Source organism: Paenarthrobacter sp. PPS72, from assembly GCF_048537125.1.
Taxonomy (GTDB): Bacteria; Actinomycetota; Actinomycetes; order Actinomycetales; family Micrococcaceae; genus Arthrobacter; species Arthrobacter nitroguajacolicus_E.
In genome coordinates, this window is record NZ_JBLYIE010000040.1 from 1 (window position 1) to 26,693 (window position 26,693).

Below are 26,693 nucleotides of genomic sequence, written 5' to 3' on the forward strand. Positions count from 1 at the left end.
CCCCCGCCAGGGGGGGGGGGGTTTTGTGGGGGGGGGGGGGGGGAAGGAGGGAAGGGGGGAAAAGGAAAAAAAGGAAAAGAATCTCTCCTTGTTTCCGGCCCCACCCCCAAGACCCGCGGCACCGGAACCCGGACCTGAACTCTCCGGATCCTGAAATGGAGGAACGCCCCCGCCCCGGGAGCGGTCATCATGACTACAGAAACAATCACCCAGGCGCCTGCCCCCGTGCACAGCCGCGGCAACAGGAAGCAGGCCCGGCGTAACACGCTGATCGGCTGGACGTTCATTCTTCCGAACTTCCTTGGCTTCCTGGCCTTCACCCTCATTCCAGTCGTGGCCGCTTTTGCGCTCTCCTTCATGGAATGGACCTCATTCAGCGCTCCCAAGTGGGTTGGCCTGGCCAACTTCCAGCGCATGTTCGCCTCCGACTCCTTCTGGATCGCCCTGCGGAACACCTTGGTCTACGCATTGGGCCACGTGCCGCTCACCATGGCACTGGCCCTCATCCTGGCGATGCTGCTGAACCGCAAGCTCAAGGGAATCGGCTTCTTCCGGGTAGCTATCTTCTTCCCGTACATCACCTCGCTGGTGGCTGTCGCCGTCGTATGGAACATGCTGTTCAGCCCGGACAGCGGGCCCATCAACCAGTTCCTCGGCGCCATCGGCATAGCCAACCCGCCGGGCTGGACCTCCAGCTCTGATTGGGCCATGCCGGCAGTGATCATCACCAGCGTGTGGCGGGACATGGGCTACTACATGGTCCTGTACTTGGCCGGCCTGCAGGCGATCCCCACAGAACTCTACGAAGCCGCCGAGGTTGACGGTGCCAGCGCCTGGCAGCGTTTCTGGAACGTCACCATTCCGTCCCTGCGTCCAACCACGTTCTTTGTGGTGGTCATGCTGACGGTCTCCAGCTTCAAGGTGTTCGACCTCATTGTGGTCATGACCAACGGTGGCCCGGGACGGTCCACCACGGTGCTGTCCCAGCTCATTTACCAGGAGGGCATCGGCGAAGGTAAGTTCGGCTACTCCTCGGCCATCTCGCTGGTCCTGTTCATCATCGTGCTGACGGTCACCGTCCTGCAGTTCAAGATCCAACAGCGGAGGGAACGCTGATGACCAACATGGCCGAAGACCTCAAAGCCACTCATGTGACGGACGCAGCCCTGCTGCCGAACGGCGCACCTACTGCCGAAGACCGTCGTCGTACGGACCGCAAGCGCTCCCCGCGCGAGCAGAAGAAGCGGACCGCGAACATTTTGATCTACGGTGTGCTGGTGGTGCTGGTGGTGGCGCTTATGGTGCCGTTCATCTGGATGCTTTCCTCGTCATTGAAGGAAAACAACCAGGTACTCACCGTCCCCATCCAGTGGATTCCGCAGGAGTTCGTGTGGAGCAATTACACGGACATTTGGACCCGCATTCCCATGATGGGCTACCTGCAGAACTCGCTGTACCTGGCCGTGATCATCACCTGCCTGCAGGTTCTCACGGGCTCGCTGGCTGCCTACGGTTTCTCCAAGGTCCGTTTTCCGGGCCGCGACGTGCTGTTCCTGGCCTACATCGGCACCATCGCCGTTCCGTGGCAGGCGTACATGGTGCCGCAGTACATCATGATGCAGAACCTTGGCCTGACCAACAGCTTCAACGCCCTCATCCTGCTCCAGGCGTTCGGTGCGTTCGGTGTGTTCCTGATGCGCCAGTACTACATGACCATCCCGGACGAACTCTGCGAAGCCGCCCGCATTGACGGCCTCAGCGAGTATGGCATCTGGGCCCGCGTGATCCTGCCGCTGTCCAAGCCGGCCCTCGCCAGCCTGGCGCTGCTCACGTTCGTGAACACCTGGAACGACTACATGGGCCCCTTCATCTACCTCACGTCCAACCGGCTCTGGACCGTCCAGTTGGGCCTGCGGTCCTTCGTTGGCCAGTTCGACGCCGAATACGCCATGATCATGACCGGCTCGGTGATCTCCGTGATCCCCATCCTCATCATCTTCCTGATCGGCCAGCGCTACTTTATCCAAGGCATCGCGACGAGCGGAATGAAGGGATGACTGCCATGGGAGCGCCGCGCAGGCGCCGCTGGGCAGGGCTTGGATTCGAGACCTTCGGAAGCATTTTCGGTATCATCTACACCTTCCTGGCCGGAAACGCACTGCTCGCCGTGGCCAACGCCCCGCTGGTCCTCAGCCTCTCGCTGGTGGCCGACCCCGCCGCTGCGTGGCCGTTCTTCCTGGCACTCTCGGTCACCATTGCGCCCTCCCTCGCCGGCATCTTCGCTGCCTTCAAGGCATTGAACGACGACGGCGGCGCGGTCAAGCCGGTTGCCGCGTTCCTTCGGGGATACAAGCGCAGTTTCGTCAAAGCCGCACTGCTCGGCCTGGGTGCGGTGGCCATGCTGATGTTCCTTGGCGTGGACCTGGTCGTCATCCAAAACAATGCCGCAGCCATCCCCGGCGCGGCCCTTCTGGTACCGCTGATCGTGGTAGCAGCCGCCGCGGGGGTGACCCTGACCGTCACGGCGATTGCCGGCGTCGTACTTCTTCCCGAGGCGCGGCTGAAAAGCGTCCTCAAGGCCTCGCTGTATTTGGCTGTTCAGCGCTGGTACCTGAGCCTGGCCATGCTGATCCTGCTGGGGATCATCGTTTCCGCCGCCGTGGTGCAGCCGGTCCTGGGCATCGCGCTGGCGCCGGCGCCGTTGCTGTTCGTGATCTGGAGCAACGCCTCGTACGCCTTCCACGCCGTGCTGCGCTCCGCGTAATACTGTTAGGACTTTTCTTGGACACGTTCGACACCACGGAAAGCGCGACGCGCGAGTTGAGTCTCGTCGTCGAGCCTGATCTTGGTTCCGACAAAAAGTAACCCTCTCTCACTTCCCACGCCCTTCCCACCAGCCCTCTCTCACCCCTTTAAGGAGAATGGGAGAGGGTTCAGATTTAAGTGCTGGGAAGTGATAGACGGTCCCGCTCAAGCCCGAGGGATGTGAGAGATGGTTTGCGGGATAGGAAAGGGCCGGTTCTTCAACCGGCCCCTTCCTTACGTCTTCGGCGACTGCGTCTTCAGCGCGGGCGTCATTAGCCGCGGCAGAGCTCGCCGTACTTCGTTCCGGCTTCCTGGTAAGCAGCTCCGAGCTCGCCCAGCTTTGCTTCGTCCGGGCTTTCCTTGGCTTGCTCGTCCAGGTATTCCAGGATGGCGGTGACAACCGGCTTCATGTCCGTGGAAGCCACCTGTTCGATGGGTCGGATGGCGTTGGCCACGCGGATGGTGGCGGTCTGGCTCGGGTTCTGGGGGATGCCGGCTGCGGCGACGCCCACGCGGTCGCACGTTTCCTTGGTGGTCAGCTGCTGCTGGGCGGAACAGGCGGATGCCGAGGCGATGAGCCCGGCAGCAATCAGGACAGTGGTGAGTTTCTTCATGATTCCCTCAGTGGTCGACGTCCCTTTGATTGTAATCAGAGCAGGGGCCCATCACGCATTCGGCCCGGCTTGCCCGTTATCGAATCCGGCGTCGACTTCGCTACAGTGCCGGCGTACGGGGTGGCACCGTCCGGCGTGAACCAGTGGCTTCGAAGGCTGCGGCCAGCTTCAGTAGTGCCGTGTCATCGTAGGCGCGGCCAGCGATGGTGAGGCCCACGGGCATGCCGATATCAGCCATGGTTCCCATCGGTACCGTAACGGTGGGGATGCCCAGATGCCTCGGGACCAGGTTGCCGTTGGCCACCCACACGCCGTTGCGCCAGCCGAGGTCCGCAGAGGCAGGGTTTGCGTCCATGTCGGCAGGACCCACGTCCGCGACTGCCGGGAACACGACGGCATCCAATCCGAGTCCGTCCATCCACTCCTCAAGGTCCAGGCGTCGGGTCTCTTCGAGGCCGCGTACTCCGCCCTCCAGCTCCGGGATCTCGGTGAAGCGGGATACACCGTACTCGCGAACCTGGCGCGGATAGGCGGAGATATGGTCGTCGAATCCCGTGTAGCGGTCTGCAAGGGCGCCCTTGGGGTGCGGGAAAATCGCTTCGCCATCCACATCGGCAAGCCGGTTGAGGGCGGGATCGCCGTTGGCACGCAGGAAGTCGTCCCACGCCCAGGCTGAGAGGTCCTCTATTTCACGCTTCAGGAATGCAGGCGTGACAAGGCCGCGGGTGGCGATGGTGGGTGCGCCGGGGCGGTCGCCTTCATAGTTTGAGACCACAGGGAAGTCAACCAAAACAACCTCGGCCCCGGCAGCTTCAAGGTCGCGCTTTGCAGCCTCCCAGAGTTCGATCACGGAGGCCCGCGTTTCGATGCGTTGCCCTGTAGGCCCACCGATGCCCGGCTCTGAGCTGGTTCCGGCGTCCGGATCGGCGTTGATGTACATGCGCGGCACGCCGAAGCGCTTGCCACGCAAAACCAGCCTTCCGGCGTCGGCGTCTTCCACGGCAAGCGTCAGGTAGGACTCCGGGCGGACCTCGGACGACTTCGGGATCTGAATCCAGGGCTGCGCGCGCCAGAAGTCGCCGCGTGCTTCTGCGTCGTCGGCAACGATTACGTCCAACAGTTCCAACATGTCAGCCATTGTCCGTGTGTGCGGGACCACCACGTCCATGGTGGGGACCAGTGGCCAGTTGCCGCGCACGGAGATGACGCCGCGGGAGGGCGTGTACGCACACAAAGCATTGTTCGACGCCGGTGCGCGGCCACTCGACCAGGTCTCCTCGCCCAGACCGAAGGCGGCAAAGCTGGCCGCCGTCGCAGTGCCGGAACCGTTCGAGGAACCGGAACCGAACGCAGCCGTCAGGAAATCCGCGTTATATGGGCTTTCGGCACGGCCATAGACGCCGCGCTGCATGCCGCCATTGGCCATCGGCGGCATGTTGGTCAGGCCTATCAGCACCGCACCGGCATCCCGGAGCCGCTCGATGGTGAACGCATCGCGCTGCGCCATAAGGTGCTCAAAGGCAGGCGATCCGGCCGCCGCAGTGAGTCCCTTGGCCAAGTAGCTGTCCTTGGCCGTGTAGGGGATGCCGTCCAGCGGCCCGAGCAGCGAGCCTTGGGCGCGGCGGGCATCCGAGGCCCGGGCATCCGCCAAAGCATCGGGGTTCATGACCACCACTGCGTTGAGCTTGATGCCGTTGCGGTCATACGCCTCAATGCGGTCAAGGTACGCCTGGGTGAGCTGTTCGCTGGTCACCTCTCCTGCTTCCAGAGCATCGCGAAGCTGCGCGATGGAAGCTTCAACAACGTCGAAATGAGCCATTACGCCGCGCCTCCTGCGGACTGTGCTTGGCCAAGACGAGGCTGCTGCTGGGTGATGCAGTGAATACCGCCGCCGCGGGCGAGGATAGGCCGGGCGTCCACGTTGACAACCCGCCGGCCCGGGTAGGCCTCGGCCAGGATCTCAGCGGCGAGTGAATCGGCCCGTTCTTCTCCATAGCCGCAAGCGATGACGCCGCCGTTGACCACGAGATGGTTGACGTAGCTCCAGTCCACGAAGCCGTCTTCGTCGCGCAGCGTTTCCGGCGCGGGCAGAGGAACAATCTCGAAAGGCTTGCCTGCTGCGTCAGTCTGGGTTTCCAGGAACGAGTGAAGTGTGCGGCTGACTTCGTAGTCAGGGTGCTCCGGGTTGGTCTGGGAGTGCAGGAGGATGCGGCCGGGCGTGGGGAGGGTGGCCACCATGTCGATATGGCCGCGGGTGCCCAGGTCCTCATAGTCGCGGGTCAGGCCGCGGGGAACCCAGATGACCTTGGTGGCACCAATGGTGCGGGCCAGTTCAGCCTCGACCGCCACCTTGTCCGCGTAGGGATTCCGGCCCGGATCCAACTGCACCGTTTCCGTTACCAGCACCGTTCCTTCGCCGTCCACATGGATGGCGCCGCCTTCATTAACCAGCAGCGAGCTGACCAATTCGGCACCGGCCTTTTCTGCCACGAAACGGGCCATCCCGGCACTCTTCTGCCATTCAGACCAAGCGGGCGCACCCCAGCCGTTGAAGATCCAATCCACTGCGCCAAGCACATCGGGACGTTCGTCATCCAGTACGAAGGTGGGTCCGACGTCGCGCATCCAGAACTCGTCCAACGGCGCCTCGATCTGCTCGATGCCACTACCCAGCATGCGGGCAGCGCGTTCGCGCTCGCCCGGGTCCACCACCATGGTGACGGGTTCGAATTCGGCCACTGCATGGGCGACGGCGGTCCAGGCGGCATACGCTTCTTGGGCGGAGGCAGCGTCGTCGCCCAGTGTCAGGCCGGTGCGGGGAAACGCCATCCAAGTGCGCTCATGCGGTGCGGTTTCGGCCGGCATTTTCCAAGCCATGGGGACTCCTTCGTCTTTAGTGCAATCTCTTGTTGATCGCACGATCAACAATGTTGAAAAGGTAATCTAGACTGGTCCTTGATGTCAAGCACTCCACAGAAGCGCGCAGTCCGTAAGTCCCCGGCAGAGCGCGCCGCAGAAATCACCGAGGCCGCCCGCGAGATAGCACTCGAAGCCGGCCTGACGGCACTCACCTTGCGCAACGTAGCCGCCCGGGTGGGGGTTGCTTCCGGGCTTGTGGCGCACTACCAGCCCAATATGGACGCGCTCGTCTCAAGCACCTTCGCCACCATCGCGGCGGCGGAAACACAAGAGATCGCAGACCTGCTCAGCCAGCGCCCCGAACCATCCGAACGCCTGGGCCTGCTGGTGGAGACGCTCTTGGACAACAGCCGTCTCGATGTCACCGCTATCTGGGTGGAAGCGTGGACATTGGGACGCCGAAACGAAACCCTGGCCGCATCCGTCCGCGAGCAAATGGATGCCTGGCAGAAGGTCTTCCAGGGGGTTGTGGAGGACGGGAATGCCTCTGGAGTATTCAACGTTTCCGATGCCGCCGCCGTCGCGTGGCAGATCCTGGGCATGGTGGACGGGCTCAACGCCCAGGCCCTGGTCCGCTGGGACGGCGTCAACGATCGCGGTACACACCTGGCCCGCGCGGTCGAGGGGATGGTGGGCGCGGCCCGAGGTTCAGTGACAACGGGTTCGCGCTCCTAGCGCCGAAAAACCCTCTGCCCAAGCGCTAGATTTGGGCCAGCGTGGGACTCACTTCCCCTGCCCTAGGCTGGGGAGCATGGCGATCATTCACAAGGCAACCCTGTCCCCGTCCAAGCTCGAACTCATCGCTGACTACCTCCCGAAGCAGCCCTGGTTCATCCAGGACGGCACCCCGGAGCTCATCGGCGCCTACCGTTTTGACGATCCCGCAGGTCAGGTGGGCCTCGAGACGCATGTTGTCACCGCCGGGGAGCGCTTCTACCAAGTTCCCCTCACGTACCGCGGTTACGAACTGGCCGGCGCTGAGGAGTGGCTGGTGGGAACCATGGACCACTCCGTCCTCGGCAAGCGCTGGGTGTACGACGCCTGCGCCGATCCCATCTACGTCAAGGCGCTCGCCACGGCTATTCTGACCGGCCAAAAAGAGGCAGAACTGATCGTCGACGGCGAGCCCGAGCCGCGGCCGAGCACCGTCACGGTCAAGGGCAGTGGAACGCTCGACGGCGGAGTTCCCGCTTTGAGTGCCTCGGCGCCGGTATCGGGTAGCGGCGTGACCATCATCGATGCTGGTGAGCTGCGGTTGAAAGTTGCCCGGGTCCTGGATGTAGCAGCAGATACTTCGGCCGGCACCGCAGCAGCGCAGGAGCTTCACGGGGAGCTCATTCTCAACGGTCAATGGGCAGGGCTGGAGGAGCCGGTGGAACTGGCGTCGGTAGTTCGGAACTGACCATCAATGCCGGGCATCTGTTGGTCACAGGTGCTCCGGCGTAGGCTGGCAACGACGCCGTAAAACTACGTGAGGGGTTCATCATGTACAAAGCGCAAACCATCATTCCAGCAGCCCAGGATGTTGCACGTGAATGGGTAACGCACGCAACAGAAGGACGGACCGCACAGACAGATGCGGTGGTGAGGTGGGCTTTGACCCGGATCAACCACGCCGACGTACCGTCTGTGGTCCACGGAGTCATGCTCACACTGACGGGAAACAAGAAGGCGGCCAAGGAAGCCCGGCGTACTGCGGCCAGGGCTGTCCAGAGGACCACCCAGGCTCTCAGCCGAAAAACCACCCCGCGTAGTTCCGGCCGGGCCGTATGGTTCACGGCCATTGCTGCCGCCGTAGTGGGCGCGGGCGCAGTGTTCGCTTGGCGCATGATGATGCCACCGGGCGAACCTGAGCCGGTAAAGCAGCCTGAAGCCCCGATCCAGCCACCGGTGCCCCCGGTTCCCTAGGCTCTCAAGGGTTCCCTAGGGTCTCAACGGTTCCCTAGGCTCTCGTCGCGATCCCGGACCCGCTAAGGTGCCGGGTCGTCGTCGTGCCGTTCTATACGCCTACGTAGCGATGCCCCGGCAAAGAGCCAGTAAGCCCCGCCACTGGCCAGCAGGAAACCAAGCACGCCCAGAATGATCAGCTGGGTGGCGATGCCGACGATGACCATGACAAAGCCGAGCAAGACTGCCGAGGCGCCGAAAACCGTCCGGGCTATCGCCCCACGCGGGCGGCCCGACTTCAGCTCAAACGCGAGGTCGGGATCCGTTGCAGCGAGATCCCGCTCCAGCTCTTCCAAGCTCCTGCGTTCTTCATCCGACAACGACATCGGAATTCCTCACCACACGAACAGGGCCGCAATCTGCGGCGATGCTCAGAACATCCGCACGAGCGCTGCTTGCCGTGCTATGCCTTCATTATCGTCCCGTTGCGGCGTTCTAGCCACAAGGGCGTCGCTGTCTCCCTCAAGAAGCGATGCGTCCCACCATCGAGCGTTGAGCGTTCGACGGCGGGATGCGGCTCCCCCGCGAACAACCGGCCGCTGAGGTGCGTCAGTTTGCACCGGCGAGGGCCGCCGTCGCGGTCAATTCCACCTTCATGCCCGCGATGCCAAGCTGACTGACCCCGAGGGCGCATCGGACCGGACGCGGTGCCGGGAAGTACTCACGATAGAGGTCGTTGAAGGCAGCCCGTTCGGCCATATCGGTGAAGTAGATGGTCATGTGGAGCACGTGATCCAGGCTGGTTCCGGCCCGTTCAAGAGCGGAGCGCAGGTTATCCAGCACTTGTCTGGACTGCGCCTCAATGCCATCGGGAATGCTGCCATCGGGCCCTGTGGGAATCTGGGTGGTCCAGACAACCCCGCCAGCCGTAGCGGTATCTGAATACAATGCGGTTTCCGGGTCCGCCCCGGGTTCGGCAATGAATGTGGCCGTCTTGTGTACCACACTCATCAGCTGGTGTGCGCTTTGGATTCGGTGATCTTGGCACTTTCGAGGCCCCACTTGGCGAAGATCTCGTTGTACTTGCCGTCGGCGATCAGCTTGTTGAAGGCGGCCTGGAAAGCGGGTGAAAGCTTGCTGCCCTTGGGCAAGGCGATGCCACCTTCAACGGTGTGAAAGACCTTGCCTGCGGTCTTGAGCTTTCCCTTGGACTGCTGGGCCACATAACCGGCTACTTCTGCGCCCATGCCGGTGGCGTCGGCACGTCCGCTGGTGACGGCAAGGGTTGCTTGGTCCTGTGTCTTGTACCCTTGGATCTCGACAGTCGGTTTACCGGCCGCGGCGCATTCCTTGCCGGCATCTTCGGCGTAGGTCATTTCGTAGGAACCGCTCTGGAGGGCTACTGATCGACCACAGAGATCGGCGAAGCTGTCGATGGCCCCTTTGCTGTCATCACTGCGGACCAAGTACTGCGAGCCGCTCTGGAAGAAGGACACCATGTCTACTGCCTTGGTGCGCTCCTCGGTAATCCAGAAACCAGCGAAACTTGCTTGATAACGCTGCGACTGGAGGGCGGGAACGATCGCGTCGAACGCCACGGTGGTGGGCTTGATGGTGACACCCATAAGCTCACCGGCAGCGGCCCACATCTCAGGTTCAATGCCCACCATCTTCTCACCCTCCATAAAGTCCATGGGAGGGTAGGCGGAGTCGACGGCGATCTCGATGGTGCCGCCCTTCTTGAGTTCCTCCGGAAGCAGCGCCTGGATCTCTGCATTGGCCTTCACTTCGGAATTGGCCGCCGGAGTTGCGGCGCCGTTGCCGCAAGCTGACAGCAGACCGATGGCCAGGAGGGCTGAAGCTGCCGCCATTGGCTTCTTCAGGGCATGACGGGGCTGGGGAATGGCTTTCATGATCTTCCTTCTAGGGTGGGGGGAAATGCGGTGTGGTCCTGTCAGAGGACTTTGGAAAGAAAAGCCTGTGTTCGTGGGTGTTGCGGATTATTCAAAACGTCGCGTGGATTGCCGCTTTCAATGACGGCACCACCGTCCATAAAGACCAGGGAGTTGCCTACTTCCTTGGCGAACGCCATCTCATGAGTGACAACTGCCATGGTCATTCCGGATGCCGCCAACTCCCGCATGACGTCCAAAACTTCGCCCACCAACTCGGGATCCAACGCAGAGGTGGGTTCATCAAAAAGCATCACATTGGGCCGCATAGCCAAGGCCCGGGCAATCGCGACGCGCTGCTGCTGACCGCCGGAGAGCTGGCCCGGGTAGTTACCGGCCTTGTTGCCCAAGCCGACGCGCTCCAACAGCTCCAAAGCTTCGGTGCGGACGTCGGTCCGCTTCCTGCCCCGTACCTGCATGGGTGCTTCCATGATGTTTTCGAGGGCGGTCATGTGGGCGAACAGGTTGAACTTCTGAAAGACCATTCCGACGTCGGCGCGCTGCCGGCACACGTCCTTGTCCTTCATCTCGTGAAGGTTGCCGTTGCGCTCGCGGTATCCCACCAGTTCGCCATCTACGTGGATGGTACCGGCGTCGATCTTCTCCAGGTGGTTGATGCAGCGAAGCATGGTGGACTTACCGGAACCGGAGGGTCCCACCACGCACATGACCTCACCTGCGTTAAGTGCAAGGTTGATGCCATTGAGGACGTGGAAGTCGCCGTAGTGCTTGTGGACATCCCTGACCTGGACCATGGGGAGAGCGTTCATCGGTTGCCTGCCTTCAAGAGACGTCGCGTGTTGAACAGCTGCGTGAGTTTGTTTCCTTGACCGACGATCTGCTGATCGCTGCGGCCAAACTTGCGCTCCAAGCGTGACTGTCCCAGCGACAACACCGAGGTTGCCAGGAGGTACCAGAGGCTGGCCACGATCAGCAGCGGGATGGTCTGGAACGTTTGGGCGGATATGAGGTTGACCTGGTACATCAGGTCCGCCACGGCCACCACGCTCACCAATGATGTGCTCTTGAGCATGGTGATGGTTTCATTCCCTGCAGGAGGGATCATCACCCGGGATGCCTGGGGAAGGATGATCCGGCGAAGGGTTTTTGCCCGGTTCATGCCCAGCGCACTTGCTGCTTCCACTTGGCCCTTGTCCACGGCTGTGATGCCGGAGCGGACAATTTCGGCCATGTAGGCCGCTTCGTTGAGCACCAGGCCCAACAAGCTGGCAACAATCGGCGTGATGATCTTGTTGGCGTCAAGGCTGGCGAAAACCGGCCCTCCGAACGGTATTCCCAGGTTGATGGCCGGGAACAGTACGGCGAGGTTGTACCAGAACACCAACTGCACCAGCAGCGGGGTTCCACGGAAGAACCAGACGAAGGCCCAAGCGGTGTAGGAGGCCACGGGGTTGGACGATAACCGCATGATCGCAAGCACCACCCCGAGTGCAATGCCGAGCACCATGGCAACTACTGTCAGCCAGAGTGTCAGCCAAAGGCCCTGCATGATGGGAGGGGCGAAGATGTAGCTGGCTACAACGTCCCATTCGAAGTTGGGGTTGGTGAAGAGGACAAGAATGCCTTGTGCTACCAGGACCAGGATGATGATGGCGGAAATAATGCGGCCTGGACGGCGAAGCGGGATGACCTTGCGGGGCACGGTAGTGCCTGCCGGTTTGGTGGTTGATATAGCGCTCATGCCATGACCTCGCTGTAAAGACGCATCCAGTTGCCGCCCATGACGGCGGAGACTTCGGAGGAGTTGAGTCCGCGTCCGGCCAAACCGTCAGCAATGCCGGCAAATGACTCCATGGATGTGAACCATTGCGGATCCTCGTCCCCCGGGGATGATGCCGACGCGGCACCGTAGTTTTCCCGGAGAGTCCACCGGCCCTGCCGCATCCACGCCAGGTCCGCTTCCGTAGTGCCGCCGCCCAGGTCCGAACCGATGCCCACGTGCTCGATTCCGGCAATGTCCGCGGTTTTGAGGACCATCTCGCACCAGGCATTCAGGGACTTGCTGTAATCCGGGCCGGCCAGGTTGGGGTACAGGGCGCAGCCAATGACACCGCCGCGTGCCGCCAATTCCTTGATGGTGCTGTCCGATACGTTGCGGGGATGCGCATAGAGGCTCGCTGCATTCGCGTGCGTGATGGCCACCGGCTTGGAGGAAGCGGCGATTGCGTCTTTGCACGTCCGCTCCCCCACATGCGACAGGTCCACCAAGATGCCGTTCCTGTTCAGTTCGTCCACCACCTCGTAGCCGAACCTCGTCAGCCCTGCATCGCCGGGTTCATAGCAACTGGAGCCGACGTCGTTCTGGTTGTTGTAAGTCAGCTGGAAGACACGGACGCCAAGTTCAGCGAACAACCGAACAAAGCGGATGCGGCCTTGCAATGAGGACGTGTTCTGGAAGCCCAGCAGCACTGCGGTGCGGTTCTCGGACCTCAACCGCCGGATGTCATCGGCATTCCGGGCGATACCCGCCACGTCGCTGTTTTCCTCGATGAGCTCACGCCATCGTGCAATGGAGTCCATGGACTCCACGGCGTCATCCCAAAAACCGCACGTGACCGTAATGCAGTCGACGTCCCCGGACCGGATAGTCCTGAGGGTCTCGGACGTGAAGCTGCCGCTTTCCATCCCGTCGACGTAGATATTGTCGGGTGTTTTCATTGTGTGGTAGTTCCTCTGGCTTGTACTAGTTGGCTGGATGCCACAGCGCATGGAGGTTGTCAGCGCCGGCTTGGAGCCTGCGGGCGACGTCCTCGATGTCCAAGCGCTCCTCGGGTCCAAGGACCCCGAGCGCGGCAACGCAGTAGCCGCGATCGTCCATCAAAGGGACGGCGACGGCGGTGATCATGTCTTCGTCGTCAGGCTCGCGTGCTGAAACGGCATAGCCGTTGCGGCGGACGCGTGCCAGCTCGGTTTGTGTTGGGAGTTTTGCACCGGTCGCCCGGAGTTCGTCGACAACGGCTGGATCCGCGAAGGCCATCAGGACCCGTCCCGAAGCACTGTCATCCAGGACCCAGCTCATTTCTGCGCTGATGTCCGCACGGATCCGTCGGCGCGGTTCCATCCGCTCGACAATATGGGCAGCATCGCCATCGAGAACCGCAAGGAATGTTGATTCCCTGGTGGCTTCGGTGAGTTGGCGCATGAGCGGCAGGACCCGCTCGCCGATGCTGGACTGCTCCATGGCTGCCCTGCCCACGCGGCTTGCCCTCATGGACAGTCGGTAGGAGCCGTCCTCAAGTTGTTCCAGCCATCCTGCGTTCACGAAGGTAACCAGGTGCTGGTGCAACGTAGCCCTCGACCAGCCCAGTTGACGCGACAACGTGGGTGGCTTGACGGGTCGGCGGTGCTCCGCGATTGCCTCCAGGAGGCCGAGGGCACGGCTGGCTGAGCTAAGTGTCCGGGTTGCGGACTTCTGAGCGGACTGGTCTTCGAGGGCTGATGTATTTTCCATTTGTCAGGAGCATACGTGCGCTGCGACACAGATACAAGACTCAAGTTTCTTAAACAGAGATTTTCGCGGAAATCAGCTCTATCGCTGGATTTCGTGTATGTGTATGCTGAACACTGTCACGTATGCGTAGACATACGCTCGAGATCTGGCCCGCACATCCGGGCACACCAAAAAGCCATTGAATGGAGCAGGAATGATGCAACTGAGGGATCCGGGGGTCGTCATGACACCCGATGCGCTGGGCGCGCTGCAGCCTACGCGCTTCAGCGCCAGCCGAACGCTGGTCACCAAAATGGTCCAGGAGCGCTGGGTTATCTCCCGCGCAGAGTTCGACATCGATGCCTCCGGCCAAGGAAATGCCCGCTATCACGTGGCCGTCAATGAAGACTGGTCCTTTGAATTCGTGGTGTTCTCCAACGCACCCAAAGAAGGCGTGGAACGAACTGACCGGATCATCGGCAGCCATTGGGACATGATGGGCGCACTCATTGAGGGTGCGGCCGGCGACGAACGCATTGAACACACCAAGCGGGAGCTGCCCAAACTTTATGGGGGACGGGCCGCGCCGGGAACGTTGATCTGGTGCAGGGCCAACCGGAGCATGCGGGCCTTCGACCTCACTGTTGAGTCGTTGTCGCGCGGTGAACAACCCCCTGCAAGGGTGCTGGGTGCTGTTTGCTACCTCATGCGCAACACCGGCTTGGACGGCAACGGGACCTTCGGCACCCGATCCTTCGCTGCCTACGAGTCCGATCACCCACTGCGGACGCCCTATCACGCCCAGATGTTGACCTCATACCTCATGCGCGAATTCAGCCTTGATCTCGCAGAACACATGGCAGCAGCGCAGAGCCGGTCAGCTGTTGTGCTCAGCCATGAGTTCCGTCGTTTTCTTGGTCTTGGCAACGCTTCCGGACTCGGCCTGGTGCTGTTCGCCAAGAACCACCCCCGGATGGTGGATCGTTGGATCACGCTGCGGGAGTCTGCACTGGCCCAAGCCAGGAGTCTGGTACTGGCCGCGGATGCACCGGAAGTGGACCGGCTGGACTCGCTGTTGGAACGCGCCGCGAGCTACAAAGCCAAGGACCGGATGCGCTACACGTATCAGCCGGCCGCGGAATTGGTCAGTTCGGAGCTGGCCCAACTCCGGACACAGCTGGCCCGGCTGAGGGAAACCGCAGGAGAACCCTCACACTTGTTGGATGCCCTCTACCAGGAGTCCACAGTCTTCACCTCCGAAACACAAGAAATCCTGAGCGCACTGCTGATGGAACTGCTGCCGACGCCGGAGAATATGTCCAGCCTGATCACCGTGGAGGAGCACGCCCCGGCATCGCCCGCCACACCGGTCCGTGAACTCCTGGACATCATCGCCAGGGACTACGCGTGGGCAACGGCGGTGGACCTCGATGATCCGTCAGCGCTTCATTTCGCCTGGTACAAATCCGCAAATGCTGAAGAGCCCCGCCGCGGACCCCTCAAGGACCTTCCGGCCGTTTTCGACGACATGACGCTGGATCTGCCGCAAAAGCTGCAGCAATTGGTACCCCTTCTCCGCGACATGGACCCGGCCCGGACTGCAGGATCCGTTTCGCGCCAGTTCCCTGAGTACCGCGCCACGATTGAACGCCTGCTCGCCCTGCGGGAGACCAGCTACCACACCGTCCAGGCAAACACCCGGGACGAACACTTCAACCCAGCCCACATCATCCGCCTCTTCAACAGCGCCTTCTACGGGCTGGACAAGACCAAGGAAGACGGGCCCGTCGGCGTTGTGGGGGTCCTGTTCCACGGTGCCCCCACACCCGCAGAAATCGCCAACGGAACCGGCCAGGACTGGCTGTTCCCCGCTGAACCCGAGGATTAAACAATGAGCGATTCCAAACTGACACCCCCACCCGGCAATGCAGCAATGTCCGTACGCGAATGCCGGCTCATCCTGGAGCGCCTGCTAGTGGCATCCGGCGCTCTGCCTGGAGAAGTACCCGCGGCCCGCGATGCCCTCTTGGCTGCCGAAGTGCACGGACTCGGCCTCCTGCAAATGATCCATACCCACCCCCTTAGCCTTCCCAGCGAATCGGTGCGTTTCGACGAAACCGGACCTACCGTTGTTGTTGATGGTGCGGGCCGCTTGTCAGCGCTCCTGATTCCTGCATTGCGGGACATCGTTCTGGAACGCCGAACAGTGGAGATGAGGATTGGCAACGTAACCGCACCTGAGCTCTTACAAGCCCTGAATTCCGTTCCGGAGCTGGACTCGAGCCGGATCTCGGTCACCGTCACGGCCGGTTCCGAAGCTATTGTCAGGTCATCGCCCGCTGATGTTTCTGAAACAGCAGCCCGACTGGCCGCCCGCAGTCAGCGCGTTACCGACGCTCACCTGAACGGACTCCCCGTGCCCGGTGTTGTGTGGCTTGAGCTATATCAGCGGTCCAACGCAGCCTTGCTGGGTGAGTCCGCCGAAACCCGCAGCCACGCCGGATACAAGGACGTGGACGAGACGGGGCGGATCGTCAAGCAGATGGATGACGACGTCGATGTCGAGTTCGCGCTGCAACAGTTGGCTGGCTGAGGTAGTGGGACACCGCTTGGCCCCCGTCCCTTTTGAAGGCCGGGGGCCAAGAGCATCGCGGTGTAGACCGTTGAGCGACTTACCAACGGTCCTAAGCATGCTTACGATGGTATGGCAGGATTCTGAGGCACCAAGAGCACGGACCCACCCGCCGACAGGAAAGTTGAACACCCCATGGCACGACGAATCGCCACGCAGGCAGTGATCACTACTGAAGTTGTTCCGAAACGGCGCGGACCAAGGCGGGCCATCTGGCTTATCGCTGCCGGGCTCGTTGCCGGCATAGCCGGCGGCACGTTCGCTTTTCGGATGCTCGTCCCTCCGGGCGAACCGCAGCCTGCCAAGGGCCGCCGTCGCGAGTCCACGGGCGCATCGCGGGTAGAAGCTCCGGCTTCCGATGCTTCCCAGCCCCATGTGGCACAACCGGCGGAAATTCTTGTCCCCGAAGAGCCTGTCGAAATCTCGACACGGATGCGGCCGGGCGAATGGACTGAAGAGTCGTTGCTGGAACACGTGGAGGACTACAAGCAGCAGATCCGGGACATGGGAGCCAGGGAGTCGCAGATTGTGGTCAACGTGGAGCGGACCGACCAGGGTGCTGCCCACGTGGTGGTCAGCTGGGACAGGACCCTGCCGTAGGAACTCCGGTTACAGGTTCTCCCCCGACCGCGGCCTCCACACCACAACAGCCTGCGACCTCGCCCGGGGCCGCTGCCCTCGGGCCAGGCTGACGACGTCGCCTGCCGCGCCCGCGGCAAAGATGCGCGCATCCACCGGCGAGCGGCGGCGGGACAGTTCTTCCTGCAGTTCCGTCACGCGGTACTGCAGCGCAGTCACTTGGTTTTCGAGCTCGAGGATTCGCCTGATGCCCTCGAGGGAGACGCCGGACTGCGAGAGGCGCTGGACCTCCCGCAGCTTATTGACGTCGTTTTGCGAGTAACGGCGGGACTTGCCCGGCGCACGACTGGGCGAGACGATGCCCAAGCGGTCGTACTGGCGCAACGTCTGCGGATGCATGTCGGCAAGCTCCGCAGCTACGGAGATGACGAAGATCGGCTGGTTGACGTCGATTGCCATGACCGCCTCCTTACAACCGGGCCTTTGCGGCCAGGTCGTGACGCGGGTTGGCGTCGGTGGTAGCGGCGGCGAACGCCTTCACGGCTTCCTCCGCTTCCTTGTTCAGGTTTTGGGGAACCGCGACGTCGATGGTCACCAGCAGGTCGCCGGTCGCCTTGGACGTTTTCACGCCGCGCCCCTTGACCCGGAGGGTGCGGCCCGAGGGTGTGCCGGCCGGGACGCGCACCTTGACGGTGTCGCCGTCGAGCGTTGGGACTTCAATGGTGGCGCCGAGCGCAGCTTCCGCGAACGTGACGGGCACGTGAATGCGGATGTTGTCTCCATCGCGCTGGAAAAAGTCGTGGGGCTTCACGCTCACCGTGATGATGAGGTCGCCGTTGCCGGCCGGGCCAACGTTGCCCTTGCCGCGCTGGCGAACTTTCTGCCCGTCCTTGATGCCGGCGGGAATCTTGACGTCGATCACGTTGCCATTGCTTTCGCGCAGGCTCACCGTGGTGCCCTTGATGGATCCGGCAAAGGAGATGGACGTGGTTGCCGTCCGATCCGAGCCTTTCTGCGGGGCCCGCTGGAACCCGGTCTGGCCTGCACCGCCAAAGCCACCGCCGAAGAGGTCGGCGAACTCGGGGGGAAGACCTCCGCCGGCTGGCTGGCGAGCACCCGGCCCGCCGCCGAACAAGCCGCCGAACAGGTCCTCGAACCCACCGTTGGCTCCGGCGCTGCCTCGGCCTGCCCCAGCACCTGGAGCGAAGCGGGCACCACCCATGGCGCGGATGGCGTCGTACTGTTGCCGATCCTCAGGGTTGGACAGCACCGAGTAAGCCTCGGAAATGTCCTTGAACTTCTTCTCCGCGGCAGTATCCCCCGAGTTCGTATCAGGGTGATGCTCCCGCGCTAGCTTGCGGTAAGCCTTCTTGATATCCGCGTCGGACGCGTCCTTGGCAATACCAAGGATCGCGTAAAAATCCTTTTCAACCCAGTCCTGGCTGGCCAAGAGCGTTTCCTTTCAAATCAATAAAGCGTACGGCCACAGTCAACTCGCTTCAGGCGAGCTTACAGCGGGCGCGAAACCGGATATGGGGCGGCGGTGTGGATGGCACCGCGGAGCGGGCACCGCCCCATATCCGGTGTAGCGACCAGGTGAGACTAGGCCGGAACCGCGACGATGACCTGGGCTGCACGCAGGACACGCTCACCTGAGCGGTATCCGGAGCGCAGCACCTGGCTGACCGTGTCAACCTCGATGTCTTCGCCGGGCTGCTGGATGAGTGCCTCGTGGATGGTGGGGTCGAATTCGACTCCGGTATCTGCGATGCGTTCCAGTCCGTACGTCTTCAGCGCGTTCTCCAGCTTGGTGGCGATGGCGGCGAAGGGGCCGTCTTCGAGGTCACCGTGCTGGCGGGCGGCGTCGACGTCGTCCAGCACCGGGAGCAGGGAGTTCAGGACGCCGATGACGGCCATCTCTCCTGCTACGGCGCGGTCGCGTTCGACGCGCTTGCGGTAGTTGACGTACTCAGCCTGAAGGCGGAGGAGGTCGTTACGGAGCTCCGCTGCCTGGGCTTCCGCCGCGGCACCGGAGGCTACCGATTCCTCGGCCGGCACCTCTACCCCGTTGAGGATTTCCTCAGCCTGGGAGAGGGCGTCGCCGTCCGTGGGAGCGGCGTTGCCTTCGGTGGGAGCCGCAGCTTCGCTTTCAGGCTGACGTGCTTCGCCGGTCTCCGGGTCAACCTTGCGGTTGTCCCTGATCACAGGCTTGCGCGGCTCGTTGCCTTCTGTGTGCTCTGCTTCGTTGCCGTGGTGAGGCATGGCTACTTCTTCGCTTCGTCTTCGTCGATGATTTCGGCGTCCACGATGTCCTCGTCAGCCTTGTCACCGGCCGGAGCGCCTTCTGCACCGGCACCCGGAGCGTCAGCTGCGGCAGCCTGCGAGTAGATGGCTTCGCCGAGCTTCGTCTGGGAAGCCTGCAGCTTCTCGAACGCAGTCTTCACAGCGGCGTCGTCGGTGCCTTCCAGCGCGGACTTGAGGGCGTCGACGTCGGCCTTGACCTCAGTCTTTACCTCTTCGGGCAGCTTGTCGTCGTTGTCGGCGATCAGCTTGTCCACCGAGTAGGCGAGCTGCTCTGCGGAGTTACGGGTGTCCGTAGCTTCGCGGCGGGCCTTGTCCTCGGCAGCGTGCTCCTCGGCTTCACGGACCATGCGGTCGATGTCGTCCTTGGAGAGTGCCGTGCCACCGGTAATGGTCATGGACTGTTCCTTGCCGGTGCCCTTGTCCTTGGCGGACACGTGGACGATGCCGTTGGCGTCGATGTCGAAGGTGACCTCGACCTGCGGAACGCCACGCGGTGCCGGAGCGATGCCGGTCAGTTCGAACGTGCCCAGCGGCTTGTTGTCGCGGGTGAATTCACGCTCGCCCTGGAAGACCTGGATGGCCACGGACGGCTGGTTGTCATCAGCGGTGGTGAAGGTCTCGGAACGCTTGGTGGGGATAGCGGTGTTGCGCTCGATGAGGTGCGTCATGACGCCACCCTTGGTTTCGATGCCGAGGGACAGCGGGGTGACGTCAATGAGGAGGACGTCCTTGCGCTCGCCCTTCAGGACGCCGGCCTGCAGCGCGGCACCAACGGCCACAACCTCGTCCGGGTTGACGCCCTTGTTGGGCTCCTTGCCGCCGGCGAGTTCCTTGACGAGCTCGGAGACAGCAGGCATACGGGTGGAGCCACCGACGAGGACGATGTGATCGATGTCCGAAACCTTGATGCCGGCTTCAGCGATGACGTCCTGGAACGGCTTCTTGGTGCGGTCCAGCAGGTCCTTGGTGAGGTCCTGGAACTTGGCACGGGTCAGCTGCTCGTCCAGGTGGACCGGGCCGTCGGGGGTGACGGAGAGGTACTGGAGGGAGATGTTGGTGCTGGTGGAGGAGGACAGTTCCTTCTTGGCCTGCTCTGCGGCTTCACGGAGACGCTGGAGGGCGATCTTGTCCTTGGAGAGGTCGATGCCCTTGACCTTGAGCTGGCTCAGGAGCCACTCGACAACGCGGTTGTCCCAGTCGTCGCCACCGAGGCGGTTGTCACCGGCGGTTGCGCGGACCTGAATGGTGGAGAAGTTGTCTTCGTCCTTGCCAACCTCGAGGAGGGAGACGTCGAAGGTTCCGCCACCGAGGTCGAAGACCAGGATGAGTTCGTCTTCCTTGCCCTTGTCCAGGCCATAAGCCAGTGCAGCCGCGGTGGGCTCGTTGACAATGCGGAGGACGTTGAGGCCTGCGATCTCGCCGGCTTCCTTGGTGGACTGGCGCTCGGCGTCGTTGAAGTATGCCGGAACGGTGATCACGGCGTCGGTGACCTTTTCACCCAGGTAGCTCTCGGCGTCGTTCTTGAGCTTCATGAGGATACGCGCGGAAATTTCCTGCGGCGTGTACTTCTTGTCATCGACGGCGACGTTCCAGTCGGTGCCCATGTGGCGCTTGACCGAAGCGATGGTGCGGTCGATGTTGTTGACGGCCTGGCGCTTGGCGATTTCGCCGACCAGGACTTCGCCGGACTTGGAGAATGCAACGACGGACGGCGTGGTGCGGCCGCCTTCTGCGTTGGCGATAACGGTGGGCTCGCCACCTTCGAGAACAGAGACCACGGAGTTGGTGGTTCCGAGGTCGATACCTACTGCACGTGACATATCTTGTTTCCTTTCAATGGCCGATGTTGGAGATTGCACCTGACAGCGGTCCGCTGGGCGGTTTCACTGCCGGGAGCCCACTCAACAATCGGCTAGTTGAGCGTTCTGCACTCAACTGTACTCAGCCTCAGATAGAAGTCAATCCAAAGTTGAGTGAAGTACGCTCAACTTTGATTCTTACGGCCTGGAATTCCCCGTGATGGCGCGGCTCCAAGGGCTGGTTTCGCCTACGGTGAACTGGCAGACTGACCCGATGGAGATCGCTGGATTCTTGCCCCCTGACGAGTTTGCGGATTCTTGAAGATGCGGTGACTAGTCATGATGAGATTTTCAGAACGGCGCAGACTGAACGGACCACGGAATTCGGCAATTGGTTGAAGCGGCAGCGCGAAGATTTCGGGGAGTTGGCGAAACCTCATGTGGATGCCTTGAAGGCAACCGCTTCTGAAGGATCGGAGATCCTCGAGCGCATCAGGAGTCTGGGAGATCAGACGGACGTGGCGGCGGGCCCAGGTGCGCCGGCAGGGTGATCCAGCTGTGTTCGGTACTTCCGTGCCCGCTCCAACTCGTCGCACGCGGCGGTAATGTGGGGAACTTCCCGCAACCGCTTCAGAAATCTTTCCATGCTGCGCACAGGCATGCCGGGGAACACGTCAGGGAAGACAACCGTAACTGCCGCGAGCTTTGACAGAGTGTTGTAGACACCTTGAAAGTAACTCTCGTACAGGTCGTAGAGTGCATGTTGCTGGGGTCGTGGCTTGCGATCAACGTGATCCTTCCGGAGGACGAAAGACCGCGTACGACATCAATGACTGTCCCGGCGCTTAGAGGGTCGAGCTGCGCGGTTGGTTCATCAACCAGAAGGGCGTCGAAGGGGCTCGCGACCGCTCGGGCAAGCATAAGTCGTTGCGCTTCGCCTCCGGAGAGTTGGCTAAACGGCGTCTCGGCTTGATCGACAAGCCCGAAAGTCTTCAGCAGCTCCCGTGCCAAAATCTCTGCATCGGTTCGCTTTGTTCCTTGCGTCAGCAGTGGATACACAACGTGGTCAAGTGCGCTGCGCCGCGGAACCCCTACAGGGTTCTGGAAAACCCAACCAACTCGGTTGATGCCTTCACGGAGCACGCTTCCATATCTCGGTGCTTCGAAGCCGGCAAGGAGTGAAAGTAGCGTGCTCTTGCCGGAACCCGAAGGGCCTACGAGTCCGACGAGCTCCCCCGGGCTGACGCTGAAGTTCAGGCCCGTGAATAGAGGTGGACGTCCCGGGAATTGGTGACCAAGGTTCGCTGCACCTAACCGCACGAAATTGCGTCATCCGGGTCAAGGGCGGCCTCAGCCGGTGGCGGGATTATACCTGTAAAAGTCACCGCCGTGTTTCCGAGACTTGAGGAGATAATACTGATTGGATAGCCGCTGTTGTCACCGCCGACGAGACAAGCCGTGGCGACTTGAACGTTGACCAAGACAGAGGGCGGCACCCAATAAACTGTCAGAGGCGTCTCTAGCCGATAGACGCCGGTAAGTTCCGAAGCCGGTGTCCCGACCTTCGAAGCAACGGCTGGTTCGCTGGACAACTGCGCTAACGCTTCAGGGGAGATTACGGTCCCTTGATCTCCCACGGGCACTGTGGTCTCCCCAATTGTGAGCGTGCGCGGCCCAGAAATTAGTCCCGAAGGACTAGAGTCCACGGCTACCGAGGCAATACTGGATTGCAGCTCGGCAATGGGCGCGCCAGGTGCGGCGGATCCCCCAAGCCGGAGCAGACAACTCCCGATTTTCACTTGCGTGGCAGGGAGAAATATGAGGTCACTGAGCAGCAGCGCACCATTGGTAGTGGAAATGCCGTTTGCTTCCAGAACATGCCGCCAAGTTATTCTTGATGCCTGATCGAATACACCAGTGGTTGGCGAATTATAGCCAGCCTCCGCCATAAACCTTTGGAGCGCAGCGACATCGGCACCCCTCTCTCCGCCAAACAGATCACGCCACAGCGGACTCTGAGTGAAGATAGCCAGCTTTGGTGACTCGTTGATGGAGAGTGGGCTACTCGCTGACGTCCAGTCGTGGCCCGGCGCGCAGACGATGGCCGTGACGACGCCCGGGGCCGACACTGCCAGCGTGGCTCCATCACGGGCTGCTACCTTCAGCTTCACTGTACGTGCATCATCAAAAGACGAAGGCGAGATGGCAATCGCACGAGGACCAGCAGTGCTCAGCGCCGAGCTTGGCGTAGGTTCCGGAAAAAGAAGGGACACTGCAATTACGCCGCATGCGATGAACGCAATGGAGGCGAGAACCAGCAGACTTGGCGGGTTGATCCGAGAACTTCGAAAAAATACCTTTCCGGCCTGTTTAGGCAACTATCCTCCTTTCAAGAACCAGGATTGTCCGTGGAAACATTCACCTCGGCATGCTCGAGTTACTGATCTGGAGCGGACAGGCACCTGCGAAGAACAGGGTCATCGAAGTTCAAAGCCGGTGTAGCTTGTCCGGATTGAGAGTTCTTCAGCGCATCGGAAAAGTCTTTTGCGCTAAAGGGAGGTTCGACGACACCGTGTCGAACGAGACATTCCGCATATAGCTCGTCGTAGTCGCGGTTTTCTGGATTCTGCTGCATGGCCTCGTAAAGGCCAGGGATGATCTTAATCGTGCCTTCCGCACATCGAGTGCTGTCAGCGTTCACCTGCGCGGAGCCCTCTATAGACGCCGTGGTAACCGTTACTTCATTGCCGTTGTCATCAAGTTCAACCGTTGCCGTGTGCCCGCGGTCAGTCATACAGGAAATCCAGCGTTGCATTGACTCTTCCTTTTCAGCACGAGTGACTACTCCATCTGAGAGCACCTCCTTCTCAAACTGGGACGTCGCTCGATTCTTTGCAGCGTCAATGTCAGCTGCCCACCCATGATCGACTGCTGCGGTTTCTTGTTCAGCGCAACTAGCTAGAAATAAGCTGGTCACCAGCAACACCGAGGCTCCCAGCAGCTTCTGCACACGCAATTTATGAGCAACGGACATTTAGTGCACGCCCTTTGTGGCTATGAGTCATTTTCATGAGTCGAACTGACCGCTAGGCTGAGACTGCTCGTGAAAGATCGCGTTAACAAGCCTGAAGGTGCCGAGTTCGCAGTTTTGAATGGTTGTCCACTGCTCAGACTCAAATTTTGCTACCTCCTCAGCCGGATCACCTTTTGCGACTAATGCATCTCTGGCAGCGGATGAAAAGTTCGGAACATAGTAACCCTGACTATTCAAAAGATGTTCTACACGGAAACCAGCAGCAGTCATCTTTTCCGCATAGAGAAGATACGCCTCATCATAATCTTCACGACTGACGTAACCCTTACTCAAGACGCGAGCCTCAAAATCGGATAACTCAACGATCCTAAACGCCGCTGCGACTCTCACATGCATCGGATTCTGTAGTGCCTTGGGATCGTGGTTGATGGACATAATCGGACCAATTTAATTCAGGAATTCGCATCCGCGTCCATATGCGTACCCATTGGATGCCGTGACGTCGGAAAGGGCACTGTTCCATTTCCAAGAGACGTCTGTGTATGTTTTGACCTGTCCGTCCACTAGACGCGAAATCCAAGCCATGGCTCCACAGCTCCCGCCCCAACCGTCCCTGTCGTTGCGGCCCCACGAATAAGTCCCAGCACCGCCTTGGGTTTGGTTACAGGTGTAGGCTGCATGAGCTGGGCTCACGGGTGAAAGTGCCATGAAAGAAGTCGCTAGAACCGCAGATACGCTCAATGCGGCAAGAATTTTTTCGACATTGGAATCCCCCAAAGACGCCACACCGGTTCCCCACGGACCGTGTCAATGTGTGCGTCCCTGCAAGCTACCGCAGTTTCCCAGTTGAGTCCAGTGCTTATCAATAATTCCCACAGCTGCATTGACGTCGTTTACTCATTCCCTGCTCCTCATTTGTGGAGCTGCCAGGTCGACGATTTTGCCTTTATTGGCTCTGTATTTGAACATCTGGACGAGTTGCATTTCGCCGCTGTTGAGCTGAGCGTGACCGGTACTGGTTGCCAAGGAATCCGCTCAAGCGATCAATGCCGCCTTCCCTGATTGGGTTGGCTGGACGGGATCCCGCTCAATGCCGACCGTCACTGGCAAAACCGGGCCACGGAATTCATCGAATGGGTCACAGAGAATGGAGGATACCTGCACAGGACGGCTTGGGACCGTACTGGGTCTCCCGACAGAAGGTGCACGCCAAGTGTTTCGCTCATGCCAGACCTCCGGCCGGACGGAGTTGAAGGCTGGCTTTGGCCAGGCGAACGTTCGCGTCGAGCTTCCCACGACTTCTTCACGGACCACGATGACGAGCCCTTCTTCTCGTAGCCGATCCAAAGAGGCATACAGGGTTCCTGATTGCAGGGCCACTCGACCATCGGAGAGTCTTTTAGTCTCGGCGAGAAGTGCGTATCCGTGTTGCGGCCCTTGAGCCAGAGCGGACAGCACCATGAACGTAGGTTCTCGCATCTCGGTTTGCTCATGCCATAGGTATGTTCAACTCATCTGACTATTCGGCTTAGGGGAAGGACTGGCGTGTCGGTTCGGCCGCCCCACCAATGGGATTCCTAAGTCGACGGTCCCGGGCGTTTGGTGACTCTGCAGCCTGAACATCTGGGCTAGTTTCATTTCGGCGCTGTTCAGCGTGACCCGCAGTCCCTCGGCGTCGCCGACCCAGCCCTGTTGTTCGGCTTCGGTGATGCGTTCTTCGAGGTTATCGACGATGTCTTGGAGCCGGCTGATCTGGCTAGGATCCGGACGGAGAAGGGCGCAGCGGAGGCAGGCGTGTTCATGTTGGCAACCTGTGCCGTAGGCTCGGCCGCAGCTGCCCAGGCTGAGTTTGCGTTGAACGAAGTGGGCTTCGAATTCGTCCCATTCGGCGGCGGTGGGTTCGCGGTATTCTTCGGTGGGCCGGATGACCCGCCGCTTTTCGATGAGGGTGCGGTGGTGCCGGATGACGTCTCTGGGATAGATCGCTGCGTATCCCTGCGTTGTCGCCAGGCTGGCGTGCCCCATCAGCACCTGCACGATATGTGGAGGCAGGCCGCTGGCTAGTGCCTCGGTCGCGAAGATGCGACGGAAATCGTGCGGGGTGAACCTCACCTCGGCACCACTGACCTTGATACGGGCGCGTCCTGCCAAGTCATTGAGCAGGGTGGAAACGGTGGCAGTTGTCATCACCGTTGGCGGTCCGGTCCCACGGCGGCGGACGAACAGATGCGGAAGAGGTGAGCTCAGCACTTTCTCGGCTGAGTCCCATCGCTGTGTCAGAGGTGCATTGCCAGTGTCTTTGGTGATACGAGAAAGCACTCGGTAGAGGACGTGCACGAGCTCGGGACCCGCCACCATCAAACGCTCGGTATCGGTCTTGCTCGGAGCAAAGTGCAGCAGTGGTAGGTTCTCCCCCGTCGTTGGAACCTTGTAAGGCTGGATGCTCATGTGCACCAACTCGAGGACTTCTTCGATCCGTGCACCGGTGTGCCGAAGTGTCTCAACTAGCCTCGATTTTTCATGACGGGTGGGAACAGTCGCGGGTTTGTTTTCGCTGTTGATTTGCGGTTGTTTTCTGTTTTCGGGCGGTCGGGTGTGGCCCTTTGGGTCGCTTCGGGGTGGCGCCGGTTCCACTTCCGGTGATGTGGCTGATCGTCGGGACAGGAAGAGTGCCTGCTCAGCCTGTGCCGGCAGGCAGGACCTGTTTGAGGCGTCCA

At 61.2% G+C, this 26,693-nt stretch carries 29 protein-coding genes; 9 read left to right on the forward strand and 20 right to left on the reverse strand.

What is annotated here, in order from left to right:
• Positions 1-189 precede the first annotated feature (189 nt).
• From ACLRGI_RS16510 to ACLRGI_RS16520, 3 genes are read left to right on the forward strand one after another with little or no spacing between them, the layout of a single operon-like run.
• Positions 190-1,116 carry a carbohydrate ABC transporter permease gene (locus ACLRGI_RS16510; protein ID WP_419202646.1) on the forward strand — a complete coding sequence of 309 codons (927 nt, stop codon included), beginning with the start codon at positions 190-192 and terminating at the stop codon, positions 1,114-1,116.
• Positions 1,116-2,057, forward strand: a complete 942-nt coding sequence (locus ACLRGI_RS16515; protein ID WP_419202647.1) for a carbohydrate ABC transporter permease — start codon at positions 1,116-1,118, stop codon at positions 2,055-2,057. Before ACLRGI_RS16510 ends, ACLRGI_RS16515 begins: the two co-directional genes overlap by 1 nt.
• Positions 2,054-2,764 (forward strand): DUF624 domain-containing protein, encoded by a 711-nt coding sequence (locus ACLRGI_RS16520; RefSeq protein ID WP_419202648.1) that lies wholly within the window; start codon positions 2,054-2,056, stop codon positions 2,762-2,764. Before ACLRGI_RS16515 ends, ACLRGI_RS16520 begins: the two co-directional genes overlap by 4 nt.
• Before the next feature lie 313 nt (positions 2,765-3,077).
• On the opposite strand, the gene ACLRGI_RS16525 is transcribed toward ACLRGI_RS16520, so the two are convergent.
• The 3 genes from ACLRGI_RS16525 to ACLRGI_RS16535 form a co-directional block, all read right to left on the reverse strand.
• The gene (locus tag ACLRGI_RS16525) at positions 3,078-3,419 is read right to left on the reverse strand and encodes a hypothetical protein (protein WP_419202649.1); all 342 of its coding nucleotides are present in this window, start codon (positions 3,417-3,419) and stop codon (positions 3,078-3,080) included.
• Between the two features lie 100 nt (positions 3,420-3,519).
• Positions 3,520-5,238 (reverse strand): amidase, encoded by a 1,719-nt coding sequence (locus tag ACLRGI_RS16530; RefSeq protein ID WP_419202650.1) that lies wholly within the window; start codon positions 5,236-5,238, stop codon positions 3,520-3,522.
• A complete protein-coding gene (locus ACLRGI_RS16535) occupies positions 5,238-6,296 on the reverse strand; it encodes an agmatine deiminase family protein (protein ID WP_419202651.1) in 1,059 nt (352 codons plus the stop codon). Before ACLRGI_RS16535 ends, ACLRGI_RS16530 begins: the two co-directional genes overlap by 1 nt.
• Before the next feature lie 81 nt (positions 6,297-6,377).
• Between ACLRGI_RS16535 and ACLRGI_RS16540 the strand changes: the two genes are divergently transcribed.
• The 3 genes from ACLRGI_RS16540 to ACLRGI_RS16550 all read left to right on the forward strand — a co-directional run bounded on the left by ACLRGI_RS16540 (position 6,378) and on the right by ACLRGI_RS16550 (position 8,246).
• Positions 6,378-7,013, forward strand: a complete 636-nt coding sequence (locus ACLRGI_RS16540) for a TetR/AcrR family transcriptional regulator (protein WP_419202652.1) — start codon at positions 6,378-6,380, stop codon at positions 7,011-7,013.
• A gap of 76 nt (positions 7,014-7,089) precedes the next feature.
• Complete coding sequence (locus ACLRGI_RS16545) at positions 7,090-7,740, forward strand: CG0192-related protein (protein ID WP_419202653.1); 651 nt, start codon at positions 7,090-7,092, stop codon at positions 7,738-7,740.
• A gap of 83 nt (positions 7,741-7,823) precedes the next feature.
• Complete coding sequence (locus tag ACLRGI_RS16550; RefSeq protein WP_419202654.1) at positions 7,824-8,246, forward strand: hypothetical protein; 423 nt, start codon at positions 7,824-7,826, stop codon at positions 8,244-8,246.
• A 62-nt stretch (positions 8,247-8,308) separates the two neighbouring features.
• Here ACLRGI_RS16550 and ACLRGI_RS16555 read toward each other — a convergent pair whose 3' ends face one another.
• From ACLRGI_RS16555 to ACLRGI_RS16585, 7 genes are all read right to left on the reverse strand, one after another.
• Complete coding sequence (locus ACLRGI_RS16555; protein ID WP_419202655.1) at positions 8,309-8,611, reverse strand: DUF3040 domain-containing protein; 303 nt, start codon at positions 8,609-8,611, stop codon at positions 8,309-8,311.
• 223 nt (positions 8,612-8,834) lie between these two features.
• On the reverse strand, positions 8,835-9,236 hold the full coding sequence (locus ACLRGI_RS16560; protein WP_503409120.1) for a Rid family hydrolase: 402 nt from the start codon (positions 9,234-9,236) through the stop codon (positions 8,835-8,837).
• Positions 9,236-10,138, reverse strand: a complete 903-nt coding sequence (locus ACLRGI_RS16565; RefSeq protein WP_419202656.1) for an ABC transporter substrate-binding protein — start codon at positions 10,136-10,138, stop codon at positions 9,236-9,238. Before ACLRGI_RS16565 ends, ACLRGI_RS16560 begins: the two co-directional genes overlap by 1 nt.
• A gap of 41 nt (positions 10,139-10,179) precedes the next feature.
• On the reverse strand, positions 10,180-10,947 hold the full coding sequence (locus ACLRGI_RS16570) for an amino acid ABC transporter ATP-binding protein (protein WP_419202657.1): 768 nt from the start codon (positions 10,945-10,947) through the stop codon (positions 10,180-10,182).
• A complete protein-coding gene (locus ACLRGI_RS16575) occupies positions 10,944-11,879 on the reverse strand; it encodes an amino acid ABC transporter permease (protein ID WP_419202658.1) in 936 nt (311 codons plus the stop codon). The genes ACLRGI_RS16570 and ACLRGI_RS16575 overlap by 4 nt, the downstream gene beginning before the upstream one ends.
• Positions 11,876-12,856, reverse strand: a complete 981-nt coding sequence (locus tag ACLRGI_RS16580; RefSeq protein ID WP_419202659.1) for a dipeptidase — start codon at positions 12,854-12,856, stop codon at positions 11,876-11,878. Before ACLRGI_RS16580 ends, ACLRGI_RS16575 begins: the two co-directional genes overlap by 4 nt.
• A gap of 25 nt (positions 12,857-12,881) precedes the next feature.
• Positions 12,882-13,649: an IclR family transcriptional regulator gene (locus tag ACLRGI_RS16585; RefSeq protein ID WP_419202660.1), complete on the reverse strand. Its 768-nt coding sequence runs from the start codon at positions 13,647-13,649 to the stop codon at positions 12,882-12,884.
• A gap of 193 nt (positions 13,650-13,842) precedes the next feature.
• On the opposite strand from ACLRGI_RS16585, the gene ACLRGI_RS16590 reads away from it, so the two are divergent.
• From ACLRGI_RS16590 to ACLRGI_RS16600, 3 genes are all read left to right on the forward strand, one after another.
• Positions 13,843-15,516 carry a hypothetical protein gene (locus tag ACLRGI_RS16590; protein WP_419202661.1) on the forward strand — a complete coding sequence of 558 codons (1,674 nt, stop codon included), beginning with the start codon at positions 13,843-13,845 and terminating at the stop codon, positions 15,514-15,516.
• Between the two features lie 3 nt (positions 15,517-15,519).
• The gene (locus ACLRGI_RS16595; protein ID WP_419202662.1) at positions 15,520-16,221 is read left to right on the forward strand and encodes a hypothetical protein; all 702 of its coding nucleotides are present in this window, start codon (positions 15,520-15,522) and stop codon (positions 16,219-16,221) included.
• 174 nt (positions 16,222-16,395) lie between these two features.
• Positions 16,396-16,860: a hypothetical protein gene (locus tag ACLRGI_RS16600; protein WP_419202663.1), complete on the forward strand. Its 465-nt coding sequence runs from the start codon at positions 16,396-16,398 to the stop codon at positions 16,858-16,860.
• 9 nt (positions 16,861-16,869) lie between these two features.
• Here ACLRGI_RS16600 and ACLRGI_RS16605 read toward each other — a convergent pair whose 3' ends face one another.
• The 10 genes from ACLRGI_RS16605 to ACLRGI_RS16650 all read right to left on the reverse strand — a co-directional run.
• Entirely contained in the window at positions 16,870-17,298 is a 429-nt protein-coding gene (locus ACLRGI_RS16605; RefSeq protein ID WP_419202664.1) for a heat shock protein transcriptional repressor HspR, read from the reverse strand.
• A 10-nt stretch (positions 17,299-17,308) separates the two neighbouring features.
• Positions 17,309-18,289, reverse strand: coding sequence for a DnaJ C-terminal domain-containing protein (locus ACLRGI_RS16610; RefSeq protein ID WP_419202665.1), 981 nt, complete (start codon positions 18,287-18,289; stop codon positions 17,309-17,311).
• Positions 18,290-18,441: 152 nt separating this feature from the next.
• Complete coding sequence (locus tag ACLRGI_RS16615; RefSeq protein ID WP_419202666.1) at positions 18,442-19,101, reverse strand: nucleotide exchange factor GrpE; 660 nt, start codon at positions 19,099-19,101, stop codon at positions 18,442-18,444.
• A 2-nt stretch (positions 19,102-19,103) separates the two neighbouring features.
• On the reverse strand, positions 19,104-20,963 hold the full coding sequence (dnaK, locus tag ACLRGI_RS16620; RefSeq protein ID WP_419202667.1) for a molecular chaperone DnaK: 1,860 nt from the start codon (positions 20,961-20,963) through the stop codon (positions 19,104-19,106).
• Positions 20,964-21,572: 609 nt separating this feature from the next.
• Complete coding sequence (locus ACLRGI_RS16625) at positions 21,573-22,262, reverse strand: ATP-binding cassette domain-containing protein (RefSeq protein WP_419202668.1); 690 nt, start codon at positions 22,260-22,262, stop codon at positions 21,573-21,575.
• Positions 22,253-23,320: a hypothetical protein gene (locus ACLRGI_RS16630; protein ID WP_419202669.1), complete on the reverse strand. Its 1,068-nt coding sequence runs from the start codon at positions 23,318-23,320 to the stop codon at positions 22,253-22,255. The genes ACLRGI_RS16625 and ACLRGI_RS16630 overlap by 10 nt, the downstream gene beginning before the upstream one ends.
• A 59-nt stretch (positions 23,321-23,379) precedes the next feature.
• Entirely contained in the window at positions 23,380-23,976 is a 597-nt protein-coding gene (locus ACLRGI_RS16635) for a hypothetical protein (protein ID WP_419202670.1), read from the reverse strand.
• A gap of 33 nt (positions 23,977-24,009) precedes the next feature.
• On the reverse strand, positions 24,010-24,411 hold the full coding sequence (locus tag ACLRGI_RS16640; protein WP_419202671.1) for a hypothetical protein: 402 nt from the start codon (positions 24,409-24,411) through the stop codon (positions 24,010-24,012).
• 600 nt (positions 24,412-25,011) lie between these two features.
• Complete coding sequence (locus ACLRGI_RS16645) at positions 25,012-25,455, reverse strand: PadR family transcriptional regulator (RefSeq protein ID WP_419202672.1); 444 nt, start codon at positions 25,453-25,455, stop codon at positions 25,012-25,014.
• Positions 25,456-25,482: 27 nt separating this feature from the next.
• On the reverse strand, positions 25,483-26,693 hold a 1,211-nt coding region (locus tag ACLRGI_RS16650), incomplete at its 5' end, for a tyrosine-type recombinase/integrase (protein ID WP_419202673.1).